At 67.9% G+C, this 23,854-nt stretch carries 15 protein-coding genes; 5 read left to right on the top strand and 10 right to left on the bottom strand.

Annotated elements, in window-relative coordinates; translation table 11 throughout:
- The first annotated feature begins 2 nt into the window (after nt 1–2).
- Nucleotides 3–4,418, top strand: a complete 4,416-nt coding sequence (gene fxsT, locus AOM45_RS29630; RefSeq protein ID WP_156249748.1) for an FxSxx-COOH system tetratricopeptide repeat protein — start codon at nt 3–5, stop codon at nt 4,416–4,418.
- Here the strand turns inward: fxsT (AOM45_RS29630) and AOM45_RS29625 are convergent.
- Both AOM45_RS29625 and AOM45_RS49965 read right to left on the bottom strand, forming a co-directional pair.
- Nucleotides 4,411–6,234, bottom strand: coding sequence for an HEXXH motif domain-containing protein (locus AOM45_RS29625; RefSeq protein WP_030470828.1), 1,824 nt, complete (start codon nt 6,232–6,234; stop codon nt 4,411–4,413). The genes fxsT (AOM45_RS29630) and AOM45_RS29625 overlap by 8 nt on opposite strands.
- Before the next feature lie 4 nt (nt 6,235–6,238).
- Nucleotides 6,239–6,430, bottom strand: a complete 192-nt coding sequence (locus tag AOM45_RS49965; RefSeq protein ID WP_081902472.1) for a hypothetical protein — start codon at nt 6,428–6,430, stop codon at nt 6,239–6,241.
- A gap of 1,520 nt (nt 6,431–7,950) precedes the next feature.
- Here AOM45_RS49965 and fxsT (AOM45_RS29620) point away from each other — a divergent pair.
- On the top strand, nt 7,951–10,458 hold the full coding sequence (fxsT, locus tag AOM45_RS29620) for an FxSxx-COOH system tetratricopeptide repeat protein (RefSeq protein WP_082157645.1): 2,508 nt from the start codon (nt 7,951–7,953) through the stop codon (nt 10,456–10,458).
- 338 nt (nt 10,459–10,796) lie between these two features.
- On the opposite strand, the gene AOM45_RS49960 is transcribed toward fxsT (AOM45_RS29620), so the two are convergent.
- Together AOM45_RS49960 and AOM45_RS29615 are read right to left on the bottom strand one after the other, a co-directional pair.
- Complete coding sequence (locus tag AOM45_RS49960) at nt 10,797–11,003, bottom strand: DUF397 domain-containing protein (RefSeq protein ID WP_236703876.1); 207 nt, start codon at nt 11,001–11,003, stop codon at nt 10,797–10,799.
- A complete protein-coding gene (locus AOM45_RS29615) occupies nt 11,000–11,854 on the bottom strand; it encodes a Scr1 family TA system antitoxin-like transcriptional regulator (RefSeq protein ID WP_236703875.1) in 855 nt (284 codons plus the stop codon). The genes AOM45_RS49960 and AOM45_RS29615 overlap by 4 nt, the downstream gene beginning before the upstream one ends.
- 241 nt (nt 11,855–12,095) lie before the next feature.
- Between AOM45_RS29615 and AOM45_RS29610 the strand changes: the two genes are divergently transcribed.
- Nucleotides 12,096–12,788, top strand: a complete 693-nt coding sequence (locus AOM45_RS29610; RefSeq protein WP_051784250.1) for a hypothetical protein — start codon at nt 12,096–12,098, stop codon at nt 12,786–12,788.
- A 2-nt stretch (nt 12,789–12,790) separates the two neighbouring features.
- Here the strand turns inward: AOM45_RS29610 and AOM45_RS29605 are convergent, their stop codons facing one another.
- The 3 genes from AOM45_RS29605 to imuA' form a co-directional block, all read right to left on the bottom strand.
- The gene (locus AOM45_RS29605; protein WP_030470832.1) at nt 12,791–16,078 is read right to left on the bottom strand and encodes an error-prone DNA polymerase; all 3,288 of its coding nucleotides are present in this window, start codon (nt 16,076–16,078) and stop codon (nt 12,791–12,793) included.
- Nucleotides 16,079–16,151: 73 nt separating this feature from the next.
- Complete coding sequence (locus tag AOM45_RS29600; RefSeq protein WP_051784251.1) at nt 16,152–17,654, bottom strand: DNA polymerase Y family protein; 1,503 nt, start codon at nt 17,652–17,654, stop codon at nt 16,152–16,154.
- Nucleotides 17,651–18,394: a DnaE2-dependent mutagenesis accessory factor ImuA' gene (gene imuA' / locus AOM45_RS29595; protein ID WP_081902474.1), complete on the bottom strand. Its 744-nt coding sequence runs from the start codon at nt 18,392–18,394 to the stop codon at nt 17,651–17,653. Before imuA' ends, AOM45_RS29600 begins: the two co-directional genes overlap by 4 nt.
- Before the next feature lie 239 nt (nt 18,395–18,633).
- Here imuA' and AOM45_RS29590 point away from each other — a divergent pair, with 239 nt between their 5' ends.
- Both AOM45_RS29590 and AOM45_RS29585 read left to right on the top strand, forming a co-directional pair.
- On the top strand, nt 18,634–19,359 hold the full coding sequence (locus AOM45_RS29590; RefSeq protein ID WP_030470835.1) for a hypothetical protein: 726 nt from the start codon (nt 18,634–18,636) through the stop codon (nt 19,357–19,359).
- Nucleotides 19,356–19,994 (top strand): hypothetical protein, encoded by a 639-nt coding sequence (locus tag AOM45_RS29585; protein WP_030470836.1) that lies wholly within the window; start codon nt 19,356–19,358, stop codon nt 19,992–19,994. Before AOM45_RS29590 ends, AOM45_RS29585 begins: the two co-directional genes overlap by 4 nt.
- 35 nt (nt 19,995–20,029) lie before the next feature.
- Here the strand turns inward: AOM45_RS29585 and purH are convergent, their stop codons facing one another.
- From purH to AOM45_RS51175, 3 genes are read right to left on the bottom strand one after another with little or no spacing between them, the layout of a single operon-like run.
- A complete protein-coding gene (gene purH, locus AOM45_RS29580; protein ID WP_030470837.1) occupies nt 20,030–21,601 on the bottom strand; it encodes a bifunctional phosphoribosylaminoimidazolecarboxamide formyltransferase/IMP cyclohydrolase in 1,572 nt (523 codons plus the stop codon).
- Nucleotides 21,598–22,218, bottom strand: a complete 621-nt coding sequence (gene purN / locus AOM45_RS29575; protein ID WP_030470838.1) for a phosphoribosylglycinamide formyltransferase — start codon at nt 22,216–22,218, stop codon at nt 21,598–21,600. The genes purH and purN overlap by 4 nt, the downstream gene beginning before the upstream one ends.
- Nucleotides 22,219–22,267: 49 nt before the next feature.
- A complete protein-coding gene (locus AOM45_RS51175; protein WP_030470839.1) occupies nt 22,268–23,776 on the bottom strand; it encodes a cell division protein PerM in 1,509 nt (502 codons plus the stop codon).
- Between the last annotated feature and the right edge of the window lie 78 nt (nt 23,777–23,854).

The following is a 23,854-nucleotide window of genomic DNA, read 5'->3' as shown; positions in this document are numbered from 1 at the left end:
TCATGGGCAGGCCCAGCGGCGCTCCTGATCCGCCCGGACATCGGCGAAGGACCCCCACCGCCGAGACGGCACAGCCCGACAACGCCGAACTCGTGATCGACGACCTCGACTGGGCCGAGCTGGGAGACATCGTCTGGCTGGCCTCGGCCGTCCGGTCCGCCGGCCCGGAACGTGCAGCGCCCGAGGAAGCCGAGCCAGAGCCGGCCGAGCCCGCGGACGTTCGGCAACCGCCCGCTGACGTCGTCGAGCCCGACCCGGTACCGGATGCACCCGATCGGGAAGCTCCCCCGGTCGAGCCACCGGAGCCGGCTGTCTCGACACCGCCCGGCGAACCAGCACGGGCGGAGTTCGCGACGGTGCCGGAGTTCCTTTCACCGTCCGGCAACGGGGATCACACCGGCAGCGCCCCGTTGATCGACTCGCTCGAGTGCTTCCGGGCGTTGCGGCCGCTCAAACGCGAAGTGCGCTCGTGGCGCGACGATGCGATGGTCCTGGACGAGCAGACGACGGCGGACCAGGTGGCGCAGACGGGTCGCTGGTGGCCGGTGACCCGGCCGCGAACGGAACGCTGGCTCGACCTCACGCTCGTGGTCGACCGAAGCCCGCTGATGACGTTGTGGCAGTCGCAGGTAGCCGCGTTCACCGAGATGCTGAGCCGGCTCGGGGCGTTCCGCACGATCCAGATCCGCCTCCTCGAAGTCGTCGTGAACCCCGACGGATCGGCGGTCCCGAGGCTGCGGGGCGGCACAGCCGAGACACCAGCGCGGAATCCCGCCGAAATCGTGGAAGCCTCCGGCAGGCGGGTCGTCCTGCTGCTGACCGACGGCGTGAGCGACACCTGGAGGCCGGACGTCCTGCTGCCGATGCTGGCGAAGTGGGGTCGCACGATGCCGGTGAGCGTCGTGCACCTGCTGCCCCAATGGCTGTGGGAACGAGGCCGGGTGCGAACCCACCGGGTCGAGCTCAACGCGCACGGGCCGATGAAGCCGAACAGCCGCTGGACCTTCGAACTGCCAGACGCGTGGCTGGAGCCGGACCCCACCTCCCTGGCCCACCCCGGCACCGTGCCGATCCCGGTGATCGAGATGCGGCACCGGTGGCTGCGCTGGTGGAGCAGCCTGATCGCGGGCGAGAGCCGTGGCCCCGTGACCGGCACGGTGCTGCTGGCCACCAGCGAAGCACCGGCCGCCGAGACGGTGCCCCTGCCGGCTCAGGACCACATCCGCCAATTCCGGAGCCAGGCCTCACCACCCGCGTTGCGGCTGGCCACGCTGCTGGCGGCAGTTCCAGCGCACTTGGACGTGGCCCAATTAATTCGGCAACGATTCGTACCGGAAGCAGGAAACGAGCACCTGGGCGAATTGCTCCTGAGTGGGCTCTTGCGCCCGATCGGTCCAGACGACCAGGAGTTCGTCCAGGACACCAAAGCCTTCGCCATCCCAGCGGCAGTTCGTGAACTGTTGCTAGGCGCCGCGCGGCGCTCTGAGACCGCCAGCGTGGTTCAGGCTGCCGCCACCGAGTTCTCGGACCGCCTCCCCGTCCTCGCACGCCTCCGAGATGCCATAGCAGATCCTCATAACACTCCGGATCCAGAACCAGCCAACACAGCTGATGTAGTGCTCGAGCGCACAGTTATGAGAGCCTTGTCGGGACCCTACTTGTCCCGCGCGGATCGACTGTCGAAAGTCGCGCTGCAGGGGCGCTCGATTGTGCCCGACCCTGAATCAATCAAGGGCGGCCTGACCAGGACTGCGAGCGAGGAAATGGCTGAACTGGCCGAGCGGCCCAGCGATCCTGCAGCAACCTCAACGCTGGAAGCTCCCCGGACTCGGCCTGCCGACGCCACCATTCCTGGCTCATCTGCGGACTCATCTGCTTATCGGACGCCGTCCGAGCCACGCGCGTTCCACAAACGACAGACAGACGAACCACCACCCGTTTGGGGTAATGTTCCGCCGCGAAATCCCAACTTCACCGGAAGGAGGGAACTTCTCGAACAACTGGGTAAACGCCTGACCGCAGGCGGTACCACTGCGGTACTGCCCTCAGCGCTGCACGGTATGGGCGGTATCGGCAAAACCCAGATGGCGACCGAGTACATCTACCGCCATTCCCAGGACTACGACCTCATCTGGTGGATCGAAGCTGCTCGCGTGACCCAGATCCGCGCCAGTCTGACGGATTTGGCCAGGCAATTGGGCCTGCCAGGAGCGTCCGAGTCGAACACGGCGGTACCCGCCGTTCGCGAGGCGCTGCGTCTGGGCAGGCCGTTCCGGCGGTGGCTGCTCGTCTTCGACGCGGCGGAGAGCCCCGAGGAAGTGCTGCCGTTCATCCCCACGAACGGTCCCGGCGAAGTGCTCATCACTTCACGCAACCCGGACTGGGCCGGCGTGGCCAGGCCTCTCGAGCTGGCGGTGTTCGAGCGCGACGAAAGCATCGAACTGCTCGGCCGACGAGGCCCGGACATCGACGTCGATGACGCGAACCGACTGGCCGAGAAGCTCGGAGACCTCCCACTGGCGGTCGAGCAGGCAGCCGCCTGGCGAGCGATGACCGGTATGCCGGTGGCCGAGTACCTGCGTCTGTTCGACGAGTCCGTGGCGGAAATCCTCGACACCTCCGCACCACCGGCCTACGAGGTCTCCGTCGCCGCAGCCTGGAACGTCTCCTTCGACGAGCTCAAGACCCGCAACCCCGCAGCCCACCAGATCCTGCACATCTGCGCCTTCTTCTCGCCGGAGCCCATCTCCCGCGACCTGTTCACCGGCGTCAGCCGAGGCGTCTCGATCTCTCCGGAACTCGACGCCGCACTACGCGACCCGATCAAGCTCGCAAAGGCCATCCGCGACATCAACCGCTACGGCCTCGCGAAGATCGACCACGGCAACAACACCATCCAGCTCCACCGACTGGTCCAGTTGGTCTTGCGCAACCGCGTGATGGCACCGCAGGTGCAAGCCCAGATGAAGCACGGCGCGCACCAGTTGCTCTCCGGCCGCGACCCCAACGACCCCGAGTCGGCCCGCCACTGGCCGCGTTACCGCGAACTGCTCCCCCACGCCTACGCAGCCGACATCGTCGACTGCGAGGACGGCTGGGTCCGGCAGCTCGCGATCAACCTGATGCGCTATCTCTTCGCATGGGGCGACCACGAGGAAGCCGCCAGGTTCGCCGAATACGCACTGGAGAAGTTCGAGCGGCAGCTGGGCCCCACCGACCCGCACACCCTCGACGTCGCTCAGCGACTCGGCCTGTACCTGTGGGGTCTGGGCCGGTACGAGGAAGCTTCCCGGATCAACCAGCTCACCCTGCAACGACGCATCCAGGTTTCAGGTGAGGACAGCGAGGAAACGCTCGCTCTGCAGACGAACATCGTCATCGACCTGCGCGCCAAGGGCGACTTCGCCCAGGCGTCGAAGCTGAGCGAGGAGATCTACGCCAAGTCCAAGCGACTGTTCGGTGAAGAGGATCCGGAAGCTCTCAACGCCGCGTACCAGCACGCACTGAGCCTTCGGCTGTCCGGGGAGTACCAGGCAGCAGCCGACCTCGACGAGAGCACCTTGCAGCGACGGATCGAGGTGTTGGGCCCCGACCACCCCAGGACCCTCAGCGCCAATGCCGCATTGATCATCGATCGACGCGAGGCCGGTGACTACATCCGAGCCCGCATCGAGCAGGAGTCGCTCAGCACTCTTTACAAAGCACGATTCGGTGAGGACAACAACGACACGGTCACCCTGGAGTTCTACCTCTCGGTCGCCAGGCGCAAGGACGGCGACCACGCGACCGCGCTCGAGCTTTCGGACGCGGCCCTCAAGCGGCTCACGGTGGCTTACGGCCCCGATCACCCCACCACCATGGCGTGCGCGTTGGGGCATTCGATCGACCTTCGCCACTCGGGTGATCTCACGGCGGCAAAAGCCCTCGGTGAGGAGACGTTCGGACGGTACCGGCTGAGCCTCAAGGAACATCATCCGCACACGATCGCCGCGACCGTCGACCTCGCGGTCACGTTGCGACTGCGGGGCGACGCGGGCGACGCACGTGTCCTGGACGAACGCGCGCTCGAGCACTTCCGCACGGGTATCGGCCCGAACCACCCCTACGCGATCATCACGGCCATCAACCTGGCGAGCGACCTGGCCGCCCTGGGAGAAACCGCGCTGGCGGTGACGCTGGGCCAGGACGCGGTCGAACGTGCCGGGCGAGTGCTGGGCGTGAACCACCCCACGACACTGGCAGCGGCGTTCAACCTCGGTCTCGACCTGGTCGCGGCCGGGCGGGAGGAGGAGGCAGGCCCCTATCGCGGCCCTGTTCTGGACAGGTACCGGAAGGTCCTCGGCGAGGCCCACCCGGCAACCATCGCCGCGGTCAAGGACGCACGTGCGGACTGCGACATCGACCCGATGCTCATGTAGAGGGCGACTGCCCGGAGACCACCTGGCCGATCCACGAGGCCAGGTGCTCCGGGGTCGGTACCCGGCCCGGCGCGTGCCGAAGCACTCGGTGCACCGCGCGGACCAGTTCCGGGCAGTGCAGCAGCGCACGCGAGGCCGGATCCTGCCCGGTGGCCGCCAACGCGAGGCCGAGACCGACGAGAGAGGCGGGCCGGTCCGGGTCGGCTCGCAACTCCGCACGATAATCGTGCGCCGCGTCGGCAAACCGACCGCTGGCGTAAGCAAAATCGGCAGGGGTCGCATCAGGGACCGTCTGCCACAGACTCTCCAGATCGGCTCCGCTCAGGTTGAGCCTCATCAGATCTGCGCGGCTCTTCGACCACGAACCGTCCGGAACCGGGGTCGGGGGCAGGTCGGTGTGCGCTGCTGTGGCAGGCGGCCGGGAACGCCCGCTTCGCCAGGCGTTCACCAGCTTGGTCACGACCGAGGGATCCGGCCGCATGTGTCGGATCCGCCAGCCGGCACGGTGATCGGCGGTCGCCGCGGCAGCCAGTTCCGCGACGTCCTCCGGAATCGGCTCGTTCTGCCACGGACCGAGGACGTCGCCGATGCCGGTCAGGAACCGCCGTCCCGCGGCGGTCAGCGTTTCATCGTCGCGCAGCGCCGAGAACGTGTGCCACGTCTGCCCGCGCCAGTAGGCGAACTCGAACATCGCACGCCGGGCGAACGCCCCGCCTCGAGCGGTGGCCAGTGCGCGCCAGAACGCACTCACTCCAGCGAACGCGTAGACACCTTGGAGCGCACCGCGAAGCGGCCGCGGGTCGTCACGCCACGGGACGTAGATCCTTTCCCGAGGGTCGTCGTCGTACAGCTGCACCAGGTGCAAGATCCCGCCGAGCACGATGTGCTGGAACTCGTGGACGAGCGTGGCTGCCAGCTCCGCGCCGTCAGGCGGGCGTCCCACAACGGCGCTGCCGAAGGCTTCACCCGTCGACGCGCTCACGCTCCGGAACGGCACCAACGGCGCCGGTACCAACGAGTTCAGCCCGATCGCAAGGATGCGCGCGAGGTCGGGAACAGCCTCCACGAGCAACTGCCACGCCTCGTCGAGCAGCCGACGCCAAGCGTCGTGCTCGACGCCGTCCAGTCGCTGGGACGGCACCGGTTCGTAGAGTCCTCGATACGGGTCGAGATCGTCCAAGCACACGGAGAACCGGGAGCGCCCCACGACAACGCTGCGGTGCCGCAGTGCCCACCAGCCGGGACCGTCGGTGTCCAGCGGATCGGGCAGCCGCACCACGGCAGCCTCGTTCGCCACGGTGCAGGTCCCACCGCCACCACGCACCACGGCCACCGAAAACGGTGCCGAGGATCGCAACCGGGCCACTCCGAGGGATGGCAGAACCGCGTTCTCCCCCCACATCGGCACAGCGATCTCGAAGTCGAGACCCGCTCTGATCGCCGCGGCTGCCGCGATGGCGTGCAGATGGCCGAGGTGGACCCACAACGGGCACACGCCGTCCATCCCGTTGCGCAACAAGCGAGTCGTGTAGCCGGCCCAGCTTCCGGTGTAGGGGTGCGCGAGCAGCCTGTCGAACGCCGATGGTGAGGCATCCTCGACCCGTGCGAACAACTCCAGGACCACGTCCAACGGAGGCATCGGCCCGAACAGTTCCGGTGACTTCGCCGAGGTCTCGGAAAGCCCGTGCAGCAGCAGCTTTCGTCGGCTGCGCTCAGCCCGGCGCAGCCGGCGCACCATGGACGTGTCGCCGTCCATACGTGCCAGTGCGTCGAAGTCACTCCACGGCATCTGGTGGAACAAGGCGCCGAGTGTCATGCCGTCAGTCGATCCGCTCACCACCGGCGGCATTGGACGATCTGTGCACTGCCCGTACGAGACTGGCCCGCTCGACCACGTGCTGTACCGAGTCGCGCAAGGCTTCGTCGTCGAGCTCGTGCAACTTGGTAAAGGGAACTCCGTCCACGTCGATCAGTTTTGATTCGATGCCAGGTTGACTACCGTACGAACTCATCCGTCGATCCCCTCACGCCGTGACCCGGTCAGAGCAGGCAACTCCATGATGGCGCACGGGTGGACCGCTCCGGTAGACCGACGTCCAGGCTGCGCATTGGTCCGAAACGAGCAAGGCATTAGCGGCACGGCCTCAACAAACCGCCCGCCGGACGCCGATTCTGGCGGCTTTACCTTCTGATGCGCCAGAAAGGCACGCGGGCCTGGATTCTCATTCAGTGCGAGTCGTACCTGCATCTGGACGTTCACGACGAAGCCGGACAAGATCGATTCCGACGGCTACCTCCCACTGACGCCATGCGATGCGCTCGACTGGTCCAGTCACCTGCGGGCTGCCCGAAGCCGGTCTGGACGACTTGGAATATTCAGCCGATGACGTGATCGCCGAAGCTGGGGCCGCAGTGCCACCTTGCTGCGGCGATCTGCTTCAACTGCGGAACTGCACCTGCCGGAAAGCCGCTGTTCCGGAGATCCGCACCCGCTCTTGCTCGACTACGCAGTGATCGTGAGGTCACTCAAACCAATGCACGCAAACACTGGCAGCACCTCTGACGCTCGCGCCGGGACTCCATGCTGGAGAACCCGCCCGTTGAGCAAATTCACTCTGTCGGAGCATCACGGCCGGGAGATAATCCGATCGACGCCGTGCAGAGTGATTCCAGATGGATTGGGCTGCGGTAGTGGACACCCCTTCGCCCCGCCCAACCAGCGCTGCGCCGCACCCATGGCGCTGACCACGGCACCGAGGGACGACCCGTCGGCGATCTCGCGGTATGCACTGACCTGGTTCAAGCGAGGAGTGAAACGAATGAGCTGCTGAGCATTGGGCGACAGCGAACGCCCACCGACGAAGTGGCGTGCATATACCACATCCAGCTACTTGACACTGCACACCGCCTGCCAACGAGTCGGCGACATGGACATCACTCTCTTTTCGGAAACGATCCGTTCCGGAAACAGGAAACGACCACCTCGAAGAATTGCTCCCCCAGAGGGTTGTTGTACCCTTCAACAGGAGCGCAAGTCAGTCAGCTCGAGACACAAGTGCCTTTACCTTTTGGAGGCAGCTCGTGACCACTACTCTTCAACCCTCGACAGCCTGAGATCAGCGGCATTGCCCTGCCTGCGGCCACCGAGTTCTCCAGTCGAGTTCCCCCTCTCGGAAACCTCCGAGTACCTGTAGGCGCACCGCACAACACGGCAGACCGACCAGCGCGAATCCAGCTGATGTCGAGCTGGAGTGCGCAGTCATGAGGGCACTGTCCGGCCCATATCTGCCCCGTAACCAACAACTGTTGAGCGATGTGCTGCACGAGCCGTCCCGCACTACGTACTGAATCAATTCAGTACGCCACCAAGACTGCGAGTGAGGACATGCACGAATCGGCCAATCACGCCTACGAGTCTGCGACCACTTCCTCTTCGGACGTCTGCTCTGCTCGACCCGGTGATACGGACGTTCCCGATTCGTTCAATTCCTCGTCGGTCCACCTCACCTCGTCCAACCACCAGGGAGTTCACATGCGGCACCACGACGATCCGCCCGCCGTTTGGGGAAGTGTGCCGCCGCGAAATCTCAACTTCACCGGTAGGAGGGAACTGCTTGAACAGCTGGGCGAGCGCCTGACCAGAGGCGGCACGACAGCGGTGCTCCCCGCAGCCCTGCACGGCATGGGCGGCGTCGGCAAAACCCAGATGGCGACCGAGTACATCTACCGCCATTCCCAGGACTACGACGTGATCTGGTGGATCGAAGCCGCCCGTCCGACCCAGATCCGGGCCAGCCTCACCGAACTTGCCAGACGGCTGGGCCTGCCGGGTGCGGCGGAGTCGAACACGGCGGTACCGGCAGTCCGCGAGGCGCTGCGTCTGGGCAGGCCGTTCCGGCGGTGGCTGCTCGTCTTCGACGCGGCGGAGAGCCCCGAGGAAGTGCTGCCGTTCATCCCCACCAGCGGCCCCGGCGAAGTGCTCATCACCTCGTGCAACCCAGGCTGGACCGGCGCGGCGACATCGGTCGAACTCGGGGTGTTCGAGCGCGACGAAAGCATCGAACTGCTCGGCAAACGCGGCCCGGACATCAACGTCGACGACGCGAACCGACTGGCCGAGAAGCTCGGAGACCTCCCACTGGCGGTCGAACAAGCGGCCACATGGCGAGCGATGACCGGTATGCCGGTGGCCGAGTACCTGCGTCTGTTCGACGAGTCCGTGGCCGAAATCCTCGACACCTCCGCACCACCGGCCTACGAGGTCTCCGTCGCCGCAGCCTGGAACGTCTCCTTCGACGAACTGAAGACCCGCAACCCCGCAGCCCACCAGATCCTGCACATCTGCGCCTTCTTCTCGCCAGAACCGATCCCCCGCGACCTGTTCACCGGCGTCAGCCGAGGCGTCTCGATCTCTCCGGAACTCGACGCCGCACTACGCGACCCGATCAAGCTCGCAAAGGCCATCCGCGACATCAACCGCTACGGCCTCGCGAAGATCGACCACGCCAACAACACCATCCAGCTCCACCGACTGGTCCAGTTGGTGCTCCGCAAACGCGTGATGGCGCCCCAACTGCAGGCCCAGATGCGCCACGCCGCACACCAGCTGCTCACGAGCCTCGACCCGAACGATCCCGAGTCAGCTCGCCACTGGCCGCGCTACCGCGAGCTGCTCCCCCACGCCTACGCGGCCGACATCGTCGACTGCGGCAACGATCGCGTCCGGCAGTTCGCGATCAACCTGATGCGTTACCTCTTCGCATGGGGCGACCACGAGGAAGCCGCCAGGTTCGCCGAATACGCGCTGGAAAAGTTCGAGCGGCAACTGGGCCCCACCGACCCGCACACCCTCGACGTCGCCCAACGGCTCGGCCTGTACCTCTGGGGCCTGGGCCGCTACGAGGAAGCCGCCAGGACCAACCAACTCACCCTGCACCGACGCATCCAGGTGTCCGGCGAGGACAGCGAAGAAACTCGCACACTGCAGACGAACATCCTCATCGACCTGCGCGCCAAGGGCGACTTCGCGCAGGGGTTGAGGCTGAGCGAGGAGATCTACCACAAGACCAAGCGGCTGTTCGGCGAGGACGACCCGGAAACGCTCCAAGCCGCTTACCAACACGCACTCAGCCTTCGCCTGTCCGGGGAGTACCAGGCAGCAGCCGACCTCGACGAGAACACCCTTCGTCGACGGATCGAGGTTCTCGGCCCCGACCATCCCACAACGCTCAGCACCAACGCGGCCCTCGTCGTCGACCGCAGAGAGGCCGGCGAGTACATGCGAGCCCGGATCGACCAAGAGCGGGTTACCGAGATCTACCGGACACGGTTCGGCGAAGACCAGGCCGACACCGTGGTCATGTGGTTCCTGCTGTCTGTCGCGAGGCGCAAGGACGGCGATCACAGGTCCGCACTGGAACTGTCGACCGCGGCTCTCTCACGATTCGCAGCGGCGTACGGCGCCGACCACCCCACCACCACGGCCTGTGCACTGGCGCACTCGATCGACCTTCGCCACTCGGGCGATCTCGCCGCGGCGAAGGCCATCGGTGAAAAGACACTCGAGACGTATCGCCGCAGCCTCGGAGAGCAGCATCCGCACACGATCGCCGCGACGGTCGACCTCGCGATCACGTTGCGGCTACGCGGTCAGGCAGCCGATGCACGCGTGTTGGACGAACGGGCACTGGAGCTCCTCCGCATCAACGTCGGCCGCAATCATCCCTATGCGGTCATCGCGGCCATCAATCTCGCCAGCGACCTGGCGGCCGTTGGTGATGTCGAGCCGGCAGCGGCTCTGGGTCAGGACACGGTCGAACGCGCCGAGCGAGTGCTGGGCCCCAACCACCCCACCACGCTGGCAGCCGCGATCAACCTCGGCCTCGACCTGCGCGCAGCAGGGCGGACCGATGAAGCCAAGTCCTACAGCGCCCCGATCCTGGACAAGTACCGGAAGGTCCTCGGCGAGGCCCACCCGGCAACCATCGCCGCGGTCAAGGACACGCGCGCGGACTGCGACATCGACCCGCTGCTCATGTAGAAGCCATCGGCCTGGAGCGACCTGGCTGATCCAGACGCCAGGCTCTCCGAGTCGTCACCTGATGCGCGGTGCACCCCGTGCACCGCGCACCTGAAGTCGGCCGACGAGCACCAGATCGTGCGGCAGTCGTGACCAGCGCCCGACAGAACCGCAGTTAGCGTGAAAACTCGTGAACGAGCTCGACTGTCAGTTCCACGCAGTCGAGCTCGCATCCCACGACAACGCTGCGGAGGCGTCGCTTGCCGCCTTCCACGAATAGCCGGGACACACACATTGCAACCGAACGAACAAATGTAGATCGCGACTGATGACCCAGTCGACCGAGCGACACCAGTCCTTCAGGAAACCTCTTCAACAAATGATTCCCAAGCCTCTTTGGAAATCCTCAGAACAGGCTGACCGTCACGTCGGTCCTTGCTGTCGCGCACCAGAACGTCGCAAGTGTCGAGGTTGACCTCGACACAGCTCCCCGAAGCGTTGGAGTAGCTGCTCGTGAGCCATCCACGCCGCGCACGGGGCGACGCCGAGTCCTTCTGGCCGATCAATCCAGCTCCTTGATGCGCTGATGCAGCAGTTCCAACGACTGCCGTGCGCTCAAGGTGTTTTTGAGCGCGTCCTGGTAGGTGAGCATGATGTCACGTACCTGACCGCTCTCGGTGATGACACCCCTGGTGGTGACGGTCTCCTGCCAACCGACGGTGGGCAACCTGGGGTTGGGGAATTCGATCAAATGAATGGTCGCAGCTCCGAACAACCCGCAAGCCGTGGCCGTGAAGGGAATTACCCGGACCTCAAGCCTGTCCTCACGCTCTTCGATGTTTCGAGCCAGGTGCATCAGCTGATCACGAAGTACTGCAGGCCCGCCGATTTGCTGCCGGAGAGCAGCCTCGCTGATTATGGCGATCATCTTCAGCGGATTTTCGTCAACAAATCTCCCCTGCCGCCGAAGGCGCACCTGAATTCGCTGATCGACTTCCACCTTTCGAATGGTGGCGTCAGGAGTCATGATGGCCCTGGCGTAGTCCTCCGTCTGCAGCATGCCCGGGATGAGGAGGCTCTCGTAGCACCGAACGGTCTCCGCGCCGGCCTCCAGGCCGATCAGTCGCTGGAGATCGCTGTCCAGCAGCGTTCCGTACCGCGTCCACCAGCCGCGCTCCTTGGCGGCCACGCGGAGTTCGAGCAGCTCCTGCCGTTCCTCCTCATCGAACTCGAGCAGCTCCATGAGCTTGACGAGGCTCTCTTCGGAAAGGACCTTGCGCTCGTTCTCGACGGCAGACCAGTAGTTGCGCGAGAAGCCCAGCGCCTGGGTGATCGTCTTGACCTCCACGCCCAGCTGGTCGCGCTGCTGCCGCAGCCGGAGCGCGAGCTCCCACGCTGCGACGACGGGTGATGCCAACACAGCCTCCCCCTTCGGCGGCGTCTGATCGGACAAACGCACAGGTATATCACGCGGTTGACCGAACCTGCTTTGAACTGGATGCGTTTCAGGTTACAGTAACCAGACCATCACAAGGTTCCGTAGCGTCAGGGCGAGGCCTCCCTTCCACACCTGCTCGAGTCGAACCGTGCGCCACGGGGTTTGCCTGTCGACGGAACGACGCTGCCGCAGCACACCCGAGGCCGCAGGGGGAGGAACGATGACGAGCAGTCCCACACCCGAGCCGTTCGGGCCGAACGCGCGCAACGAACTGCTGGTCGACGTCGGCGACGAACCCCTCACGCTCACCACGGCGCACTGCACGATCGTGGCAGCGGACATCGAGGGATTCGGGCAGCACAACCGCAACAACATCAACCAGGTACGGATCCGGCACGGCATGTACAAGGCGATGCGAACCGCCTTTGACGCCGCCGGCATTCCCTGGGCATCGTGCCGTCACGAGGACAGAGGAGACGGCGTGCTCGTGCTCGTCCCTGCCGACGTGCGCAAGACGTTGCTCGCCGACCACCTCCCGAACGCGCTCGTCGAGGCGTTGACGCGGCACAACCGCATACACCCGCCACGCGAACGGATACGGCTGCGGCTCGCCCTGAACGCGGGTGAGGTCAACTACGACCTGTACGGCGTGACCGGGTCCGCGATCAACCACACGTTCCGGCTCCTCGACGCCGATGTCACCAGGAGCGCACTGAAGAAGAACTCCTCGGCAGTTCTGGCGGTCATCGGCTCAGCGTGGTTCTTCGACGAGGTCATCCGGCACAGCGAACTCAGCCACGCCAAGGCGTACAGGCCGACGGAGGTGTCGAACAAGGAGACCACCACTCAGGCCTGGGTCCGGCTGCTCCGGCCACCCGTCGTGCGCCGTCTGCACGCCCCACCGAAGCTGTGAGCTCAACGGAAGTCGCGCGACTTCGACGGAATCCGCAGGTCGAGGTGCTGCAACCGGTCCGCCATCACGCTCACGACGCCCTCTGCCGACTCCACCACGCCCCGCACGAGCATCGCCCCGCTGCTGCGCGCCACCCTCCGGTACCGCGCCCACAACCCCGGCGAGCACACGACGTTCACCATCCCGGTCTCGTCCTCGATGTTGAGGAACGTGACTCCGCCCGCCGTTGCCGGGCGCTGCCGGTGTGTCACGGCGCCGCCGATCAGCACGCGCGTTCCCGGTTCTGCTGAGGCCAGGGCGGTCACCGGCAGTGCTCCCATCGAGTCCAAAGTGGACCGCACGAACTGGGTCGGGAAGCTGTCCGGGGACAGGCCCGTGGCCCAGACGTCCGCCACCGCCAGTTCCACGTCGTCCATGCCGGGCAATGAAGGCGCGTCGACTCCTACCGTGGTGCCCGGCAGGCGGTCTGGGCGGATGGCGGCGATCGCGCCGGCTGCCCACAACGCCTCGCGGCGCTGCAGGCCGAAGCACGAGAACGCGCCCGCGGTGGCCAGTGCTTCCACCTGGGCGGTGGTGAGTTGCACGCGGGTGCCGAAGTCCTCCATGTCGTGGAACGGTTGGGCGGCAACGATTCGCTCGGCGTCTGCTTCGCCGATGCCGCGTACGGCGGACAGGCCGATGCGGACGGCGTTCTGGGCGCCCAACGGTTCCAGGCCCGCCCAGGGGAGCGACCTGTTCACGCACGGGCCGTGGACCGTCACGCCGTGGCGGCGGGCGTCGATCACCAGCGACTGCGGGGAGTAGAAGCCCATCGGCTGGGCTCGGAGCAGGGCCGCGCAGAAGGCTGCCGGGTGGTAGAGCTTGAACCACGCGCTCACGAACACCAGGTGCGCGAACGACAGGGCGTGCGACTCGGGGAAGCCGAAGTTGGCGAACGCCAGCAGTTTCGCGTAGATGCGCCCGGCGAGCTCCTCGTCGATGCCGTTCACGGCACAGCCCTCGTAGAAGCGGTCGCGCAGCCGTTCCATGCGGGCGGTGGAGCGTTTGGCGCCCATCGCGCGGCGCAGTTCGTCGGCCTCGGCTGCGGTGAAGCCGGCCACGTCCACCGCGATCTGCATGAGCTGTTCCTGGAACAACGGCACGCCGTAGGTCTTCTTCAAGGCGTTCTCCAGCAACGGGTGGTCGTAGTCCCACTTCTCGACCTTGTTGCGGCGCCTGATGTACGGGTGCACCGAGCCGCCCTGGATCGGGCCGGGCCTGATCAGGGCCACCTCGACGACGAGGTCGTAGAACTCGCGTGGTTTCAGGCGCGGCAGCGTCGCCATCTGCGCGCGGCTCTCGACCTGGAAGACGCCCACGGAGTCGGCTTTCTGCAACATCTCGTAGACACGTTGATCATTCAGATCGATGCGACCCATGTCGACGTCAACGCCCTCGTGGTCGCGCACGAGGTCGATGGCGTAGTGCAGCGCGGAGAGCATGCCGAGGCCGAGCAGGTCGAACTTCACCAGGCCGATGGACGCGCAGTCGTCCTTGTCCCACTGCAGGACCGTGCGCTTGTCCATGCGCGCCTTCTCCACCGGGCACACCTCGCTGACGGCGCGGTGGCAGATCACCATGCCGCCGGAGTGGATGCCGAGGTGGCGCGGGAAGTTCTCCAGCTGGGCGGAGAGCTCCAGCACGTCACGCGGGATGTCGCAGTCGTCGGTGGTGACGCTGAGCGGGCCCCACCTGTCTATCTGCTTGCTCCACGCGTCCTGCTGGCCCGGCGAGTGGCCGAGCGCGCGGGCCATGTCGCGCACCGCGGAACGGGCGCGGTAGGTGATGACGTTCGCGACCTGTGCCGCGTGCCGGCGGCCGTACTTGGCGTAGACGTGCTGGATCACCTCCTCACGCCGGTCGGACTCGATGTCGACGTCGATGTCGGGAGGGCCGTCGCGGGCGGGGGCGAGGAAGCGTTCGAAGAGCAGGTCGAAGCGGACGGCGTCGACGTTGGTGATGCCGAGCGCGAAGCACACCGCGGAGTTGGCGGCGCTGCCCCTGCCCTGGCAGAGGATGTCGTTCTCCTTGCAGAAGTTCACGATGTCGTGCACGACGAGGAAGTAGCCGGGGAAGCCGAGCTGTTCGATGATCTTCAGCTCGTGCTCGATCTGCCGGAACGCCTTCTCGTCGCCGTCGGGGTACCGCCGGCGCGCGCCCTCATAGGTGAGCTTGCGCAGCCAGGTGTTCTCGGTGTGACCGGGCGGCACGTCGAACGGTGGCAGCTTCGGCGCGACCAGCCTCAGGTCGAACGCCAGCTGCATGCCGAGCAACGCGGCGTTGTGCACGGCGCCGGGAAAGCGGCGGAACCGGTGGAACATCTCCTCGCCGCTGCGCAGGAACGCGGCGGGTGACGGCGGCAGCCAGCCGGCCATGTCGTCGAGGCTGCTCCGTGCGCGCACGGCGGCCATCGCGGCGGCGAGCCTGCCACGGCTCGGCGTCGCGTAGTGCACGGCATTCGTTGCCACGACAGGAAGTTTGAGCTTCTGCGCCATCGCGTTGAGGATGTCGTTGCGCCTGCTGTCCTCGGGCAACCCGTGGTCGGTCAGCTCGACGTGGACGCGTCCCTTGCCGAAGAGCTCGGTGAGCCTGACGATCTCCCGGAACGCCGCCTCCGGCCCTTCCCTGACGAGCGCTCTGCGGACGGTTCCCTTGCGGCAGCCCGTCAGCACCACGACCTCGCCCAAGGTGTCGGCCACGATCTGCTCGACGTCGTAGACCGGTTTTCCCTTCTCCGCGTTGTCGTCGAGGTGTCCGGTGGTCAGCGTGCGGCACAGGGCGTGGTAGCCCTCCTGCTGGCGCGCGAGGAGAAGCAGGTGATCACCCTCGGGATCCGGTTCGCCGTTGGCGGGTTTGCCGAGCCCGATGCTGAGCTCGGCGCCGAACACCGTGTGCATCCCGAGTTCCTTGGCGGCCTCGGCGAACCGCACCACGCCGTACATGCCGTCGTGGTCGGTGATCGCGATGGCGTCGAGCTTGAGCCGTTGCGCCTCCTCTACGAGCTCCTCGGGGTGGCTCGCGCCGTCGAGCCAGCTGAAGTTGGAGTGGCAGTGCAGCTCCGCGTACGGCACGCGCCTGCGGGTGGTCGCGGCCTCGTCCACGCGCAGCTCGAAACCCGGCGGCGCGGTGTACCTGTCCCGGTGCCGTGACCACGCGGGACTGTCGCCGCCGTCGGGCTTCTGCTCGGCGGGCTTGCCGGAGAGGGCCCGTTCCAGCTCCCTCCAGCGGACCGGCGGGTTGTTCCAGCCCATCAGATCCCTTGCTCAGGCGCCTTGCGCGGCAACGGGATCAGGGTCTCCAGCAGATCCCAGTACTCGTCCTGCATCAGTCGTACACCCCTTCCAGGAACCACCTCTGGTCCCTGCGGATCAGCAGGAACGCCTGGTCGTTCGTCTGCACCTGGATGCGCGCGGCCCGGTGCGGGTCCGGCGCCCACCACCGCTCGTCGACCGGCCACGGCCCGGCCCACGCGGTCACCTCCTGCGTTCTTCCTCTCACGGCAAGCTTCTTGGGCTGTGCGGTGAGCTCGAGACGCCCGGTCACGCCGACCTCGTTGCCGTCGGCGTCGGTCAGGTCGGCGGGGTCGTCGGCGAGCGTCGCGGGCGCCCTGGGGAGCCGGCCGGGCCACGGGTGGTCCGGGTTGTGCGCCGGTGTCCGCTCGTCGCCCCACGGCACGAGCCTGACCCGCTCCTTCGGCCCCCTGCCGCCGTCGAGCACCGGCGTGAGCACGCCGTCGGGGCCGAGCAGGCCCTGGACGTGCAGCAGGGCCCGCACCGCGCGTTCGTCGTCGTGGCCCCACAACCCGAGCTGCAACGCGGTGCCGTTGACGACCTCGACCGGTTCGAGGGTGAGCGTCCTGATGCCCGAGGTGAGGCGTTCGCGGGTGAGCCAGCCGTCGAGCTGCCAGCGCACGCGGTCCGCGATTCCCCGTGGTGTCAACGGTTCCGCGGCCCGCCAGACCCGGTGCAGCTCCTCGTCGTGCTCGGTGCGGGCGTGGATGCCGAGCCGCGTGCACGCGAGGCTTCTCGCGGCGAGGTTCTCGTGCAGCCGCTCCGAGAGGATCTTCGCGGCGAACGCGGCCGCGTCGATGCGCTCGACCGGGTCGTCGAAGGTCTCCGTGACGGCCAGTTCGGGGGCGGGCCTGCGCTTGTCGAGCGGACGTTCGGCGAGCCCGCGCGCCAGGCGGTGCTGACGCGTCGCCGGTCCGCCGAACCTCGACGCCACCGCGTTCTCCGGCACGTCCGCGAACGCGCCGAGCGTCTTCAGACCGAGCCTGCGCAGCAGATCGACCAGCTCCGGCGCGTCGAGCTCGTGCACGCCCAACGGCCTGAGGAACTCCGCGGTCCGGTCCGGCGGCACGATCATGTTGCGGTGCGCGGCTTTCGTGGCGGCGAAGAGGCTGTCGGCCAGGCCCACCTGCGCCTCGACGTTCGTGCGCGCGGCGATGTGGTCGACGATGCGTTCCGCGGCCCGTTCGGCGGAGGAGAAGTAGTTGACCGGCCCCCGCGCGGGCACGGCGACCAGGCCGGGCTCGACGACCTCGATGCCGGGCGCGAGCTCCTCCACGGCCTCCGCGACGGGCTCGAAGAACCTGGCGTCGCGCTGCGGGTCGTGCTCGAAGACGACGAGTTCGGGGCACGTCGACTCAGCCATGCGTTTGCGCATGGCTCTGCGGACGCCCTCGGCGCGAGCGACGGCCGAGGTGGCCACGATCTCGTTGCCGTCGACGACCGCCACCGGCACGTGCTGACCGGTGCCGGACGCGGTGCAGGCGGCGACGACGGGCCAGTCCGGGCACCAGACCGCGAGCAGGCGTGCGTCCTTCACGCGGGCTGCTCCTGGGTTGTAGCCCGCCTGGCGGCCAGCTCGTCCACCTGGTCCGGACCGGCATCAGCCGGCTCGTCGGACCTGGCAGGTTCGCCGGCCACCAGCGGGAGCTCGATCTCTTCTTCCCCGAACGTCAGCAGCACGTGCCGCGGCCTGCCCGCAGACCCGCGGCCACCGCTGCGCACGCTGATCTGCTGACGCCGCAACGTTTCCGCGCCGTCGTCGAGGGAGTTCCAGCGCACGGACTCCGCGGTCAGCTCCACGTCGGCGGAGGGCCAGGAGCCGAAGGCGATGAGCACGGCACGGCGTTGGCGGGCACGGGCCGTGAGGCGCCGTGCGAGCGAAGGAGGTAGTGGGCACGCGACGGCCACCAGGTCGATGCCGTCCAGCAGGGCCGCGATCACCGGGCCGGGATCGGAGCCGGGGCGAGGAACGAGTGCCAGCCGCTGCACCGAGACCCCGAGCTCGGCCGCGGCCAGCACCCCCACCTGCGGCAGGCCGACCACGGCGGCCCAGCAGCCGTCCGCGGTCGCGCCCGCGAGCAGGGCCAGCAGTAGCGATGTCGATCCGCCCACCGACACCGTGCTGCCCGCCCGCAAGCCGCCCCACGGCAGCAGGCCTGCCAGTTCCCCGCGAACCGGCAGCACCCGCCCCGTGGTGTGGTCGGTGGTGGTGCTGGTCAGCTCGCTGGCCGGGTTCACCCCGAGCGCGGCCAACGACGCCGTTGCCGACCTGGACACTCCACCCACCTCCCGTACGGACCGTGCGCACCCCTGTGCACGGTCGCCGCGGGAAGTTCGGCGACTTGCTTATTCGAACTCCTGTTCGAACGAACGGGATGATCGTAGCGCGGATGCGCACCCCCGTGTCAATCCCAGAAGCCACCCGATCGGGCGAATCGCATTCACCGAGACGCACCACGCGCACCAGCAAGGTCAACTACGTTGGCCTGGACCGTTCTTTCTGACGAGGAACTCCCGTGAACTCACCTCAGGGCTGGCAGCAGCACCCTCCGCAGCAGGGCTGGCAGCAGCAACCACCACCGCCTCAGCAGGGCGGATACCCGCCGCAGGGCTACCCGCAGCAACCGGGCTACCCGCCGCAGCCGCCGCGGAAGAAGGGCAAGGGCGCGGTCATCGCCGTGGTGATCGTCGCCGTCGTCCTGCTCCTCGGCGGACTCGGCACCGGTGGTTTCTTCTTCTTCAACGCCCGCAAGGACCACGGCTACCCGCAGCGCAACGACGCGCTGCCGGAGCGGTGCAACACCGTGTCCCCGGAGACGCTCGCCAAGGCCCGCACCACGAACCCGGACGGATCGCAGTCGGCCGACCTGGGAGAGGGCGACACCAACTGCCACTGGGAGCAGACCGCCGGCCGCGACGCACCGGGGTACCGGTCGCTGCGGATCAAGATCTGGGACGGCGAGGACAAGTTCAAGGCCTTGGGCGAGGTGTTGTTGTCCGACAGCACGACCAAGGAGGTCGGCGCGGTCAGCGGCCTGGGTGACGAGGCCAAGGCCTACGAGCGGAGCAGGGCGAGCGAGGCACCCGCCGAGTACGCGCTCGTGGCACGCAAGGGCGACCGGGCCGTCCTGGTCGAGTACACGGGTGCGGATCCCGGCCTGTTCAGCCTGGGCAAGCCCGACATGAACGACCTCAGGCAGACGGCGACCGCGGTCATGAACGACGTGCTGGGCAAGCTGTGACCTGGCAGCCCTACCCGCCGCAACCGCCGAAGAAGAACAAGGCACCGCTGGTCATCGGGATCATCGCCGGCGTGCTGGTGCTCGGCGTCGCGGCGACGGCCGGGTTCCTGTACCTGGACTCGAACGCCGACGGCGGCAGCCCCAGACGCGGCGGCACGATGCCCGAGACGTGTGCGAACGTCTCCGAGGCCGTGCTGACCAACGCACGCACCACCAACTCCAACCCCGCGCTCTCCCGCGAGCTGAAGTACCAGGACCACACGAGCACCACGTGCTCCTGGGACCAGACCAAGGGACGCGACGGCTCAGGACTGCGCACCTTGGACGTGCACGTGTTCGAGGGCGACGACGCGGGGACGGAGTACGAACAACGCCTCTCCCGGTCGAAGCAGAACAACCAGGGCACGATCAGCGAGCGGAAGCTCGACGGGCTCGGCGACGAGGCGACCGCGGTGCTGGTGGACACCCGTTCGGCATACCTGCACCTCGACATCATCGCGCGCAAGGGCGACAAGGTGTTCGAGCTCGGGTACGCCGGCTGGGACGCCGGGCTGTTCGCGAACAAGCGGCCGGACGTCGCGGAGTTCGAGGCCGCCGCGCGGGGCGTCGCCGAGGCGTTGCTCGCGCAAGCGTGAGGGCCGCCCGGCGAACCGGGCGGCCCCTCAGCACATCAGTGGGCGAAGTGGCGCGTACCCGTCAGGTACAGCGTCACGCCCGCCTCCTCGGCCTTCGCGATCACCTCGGGGTCGCGCACCGAGCCGCCGGGCTGCACGACCGCGCGCACACCGGCCTCCAGCAGCACTTCGAGGCCGTCCGGGAACGGGAAGAACGCGTCCGACGCCGCGACCGCGCCCTTGGCCCGCTCGCCGGCGCGCTTCACCGCGAGGTGCGACGAGTCGACCCGGTTGACCTGGCCCATGCCGACGCCGACGGTCGCGCCGTCGTCCGCCAGCAGGATCGCGTTCGACTTCACGGCACGGATGGCGCGCCACGCGAACTCCAGGTCCGCCAGCGTCTTCTCGTCCGCGGGCTTGCCGCACGCGAGCGTCCAGTTCGCGGGCGAGTCACCGGAGGCGTCGATGGCGTCGCGCTGCTGCAGCAGCAGGCCACCGGACACCGGACGCATCTCCGCGCCACCACGAGCCGGCGCCTCTGCCACGAGGATGCGCACGTTCTTCTTGCGCTGCAACACCTCCACCGCACCGTCCGCATAGGACGGAGCGATGATCACCTCGGTGAAGATCTCCGAGACGAACTCGGCCATCTCCACGGTGACCTCGCGGTTGGCCGCGATGATGCCGCCGAACGCGCTGACCGGGTCGCACTCGTGCGCCTTGCGGTGCGCGTCCGCGATGCTCACGTCGGACACCGCGATGCCGCACGGGTTCGCGTGCTTGATGATCGCGACGCACGGACGCTCGTGGTCCCACGCGGCACGCCACGCGGCGTCGCCGTCGAGGTAGTTGTTGTACGACATCTCCTTGCCGTGCAACTGCTTCGCCGACGCGAGGCCCACACGGCCGTCGCCCTGCGTGTAGATCGCGGCGTGCTGGTGCGGGTTTTCGCCGTAGCGCAGCACGTTCGAGCGGTTCCAGGTCGCGCCGACCCAGCCGGGGAAGCCGCTGCCCTCGTCGTCCGGCGCCAGCACGTTGCCGATCCAGGACGCGACGGCCACGTCGTAGGTCGCGGTGTGGCGGAAGGCCGCAGCCGCGAGCTGCTGCCGGTCGGCCAGGGTGAAGCCGCCCTCACGGACGTTCTCCAGCACCCACCCGTAGCGGGACGGGTCGACGACGACCGCGACGTTCGCGTGGTTCTTGGCCGACGCGCGGACCATCGCGGGGCCGCCGATGTCGATCTGCTCGACGCAGTCGTCGGGGGAAGCACCCGACGCGACGGTCTGCGTGAACGGGTACAGGTTCACGACCAGCAGGTCGAACGGCGCGATGTCCATGTCGCGCAGCTGCTGGACGTGCGAGTCCTTGCGCAGGTCCGCGAGCAGACCGGCGTGCACTCGCGGGTGCAGCGTCTTGACGCGGCCGTCGAGGCACTCGGGGAACCCGGTGACCTGCTCGACCGGCGTCACGGGGACGCCCGCGTCGGCGAGCACCTTGGCAGTGCCGCCGGTGGACACGATCTCGACTCCGGCCGCGTGCAGGCCGGTGGCCAGTTCCAGCAGGCCGGCCTTGTCGGAGACCCCGATCAGGGCCCGGCGAACCGGTCGCCTCTCGGCAGGAGTGCTCACGGAATGCTCACCTTTCGTCCGTTCACGGTGCAGCCCTCACGGGCCAGTCGGCCGACCGTCTCGACGAGCAGCCGGCGTTCGACGACCTTGATGCGTTCGTGCAGGGTCTCCTCGGTGTCGCCGGGTTCGACGACGACGGCCTCCTGCGCGAGGATCGGCCCGGTGTCGACGCCCGCGTCGACCAGGTGCACGGTCGACCCGGTGACGCGCACGCCGTAGTCCAGGGCGTCGCGCACGCCGTGCGCGCCGGGGAAGGCCGGCAGCAGCGCGGGGTGGGTGTTGATCATCCGGCCGCCGAAGCGGGCGAGGAACCGCGGGCCGATGATCTTCATGAAGCCGGCGGACACCACGAGGTCGGGTTCGTGCGACGCCACGGCCTCGGTCAGGGCGGCGTCCCAGGCCGCGCGGTCGGCGTGGTCGCGCAGCTTCACGGCGAAGTGCGGGACACCCGCGCGTTCGGCGCGCTTGAGGCCCTCGATGTTCTCGCGGTCGGCGCCGACCGCGACCACCTCGATCGGGAGGTCGGTGGCGTCCAGCAACGCCTGCATGAGGGTTCCGGAACCGGAGACGAGTACGACGACGCGCGCCGGTGCGGGAAGGCGGAGTTCGGTGCTCAGCGTCTACTCCTGGCGTGGGGTTGCAGCAGCTCAGGGGCAGCCTATGACGTCACCGTTCCGGCTTGCCGTCCAGGTCCTCCTCGGACTCCATGCCGAGCATCTCGTCGAACTCCGCCTCGAAGTCCTCCTCTTCTTCGAGGGGTTCTTCTGCGTCTTCCTCGACGGGCTCTTCCTCTTCGTCCGCAACGTCTTCGTCGTACTCGTCCTCGTCGTAGTAGTCGTCGTCCTCGAGATCTTCCTCGACCTCGAACTCGTCCTCGTCCACCACTTCGAGCTGCTCGAACTGTTCGGTGAGCTCGTCGTCCTCGAACACGACGTCCTCGTCGGAGGTTTCCTCGTCGTAGTCGGGCTCGACGAACTCCGCCTCACCGTCCGCCACCACGGGCTTCGAGCGCGCCCCGGCGAGCCACGCGACCAGCACGCCGGGCACCAGCACCCACAACGCCACGAGCAGCGCGAGCAGGCCCGCCGGCACCGTCACGGGGTCGAACGCGCCGGCCGCCAGCCGTCCACCGGCCGTGGCGGCGAGCACGAGGCTGCCCACGGCGGCGGTGATCGCGGCCACCAGCACCGCGCGGAACCGCGAGGCCGGCCGGTCGGAGACCTTGCGGCAGGTCCAGCCGACGAACACACCGATCGCCGCCGCACCCACCAGCACCACGGGACTCCACACCGCCGCGGTCTCCGGCATCGCCGCCAGCAGCGGCACCGGAGGCACCGGGCCGCCGACGAACCGCATCGGCGAGACCTCGACCCCGCCCAGCGAGAACCCGGCACCGGCGACGTAGGAGAACCCGGCGATGATCGCGTTCGGGAGATAGCCGACGCACAGCAGGAACACCCCGAGCCCGACGCCGGGCGACGGCCCCGCCTCCGCGAAGAGCCCGCTCGTCGTGGGCCACGAGACCGCAAGCCCTGCCGCCACCGCCAGCGCGCCCACGCTGACCAGCGCGAACAACGCCATGAACCCGGCGCGCAGACCGTGCAGCGCCACCGGGTCGAGCTTGTCGAACACCATCTCGACCAGGCCGCAGCGACGGGCGACGCCGATCGTGGCGGCGAGACCGGACACGGCAGCACAGCCGAAGAACGCGACGGCGGGCGTGGCGCGCACGACGCCTTCACCCATCAGCAGGGCGATCGAACCGCCGACGACAGCGTGGGCGCCGGAGATGCTCAGCACCACACCACGTGCCTGAAGCGGTTCGTAGAGCCCCAGGCGGTCGGCCGTGCCCGCGGCGGTGCGGCCGACGAGCAGCATCAGCAACGCGGTGGGCAGCAGCGGCAACACCCCGAGCTGACCGGCGTCGAAGCGCAACGGCACGTGGTGCGCGGCCAGCCAGGCGGGCGCGGCGGCGCTGAGCACGCCGGCCGTGGAGAACTCGGCGTACGTGGCCGTCGCGGAGACCAGGGCGAGGAGCGCGGCCACCGCCGCGTACCCGACGACCACCGACCCGACCGCGGCCGCGACGAGCACGCGCATGCGTTCGGACCGCGAGAACTCCGGCGGACGCACGGTGGTGACCTCGCGGGTCACGTCGCGTTGCAGCACGGGCACTTCTCCACTGTGTCAGGCCGGCTGGGCCGTTCGACGCAGGCACGCCGGGGTATGCGACAGGGGTGGTGCCGGTGAATC

Source organism: Lentzea aerocolonigenes, assembly GCF_000974445.1.
In the GTDB taxonomy this organism is placed as follows: Bacteria; Actinomycetota; Actinomycetes; order Mycobacteriales; family Pseudonocardiaceae; genus Lentzea; species Lentzea aerocolonigenes.
This window is presented reverse-complemented; position numbering and strand designations above follow the sequence as displayed.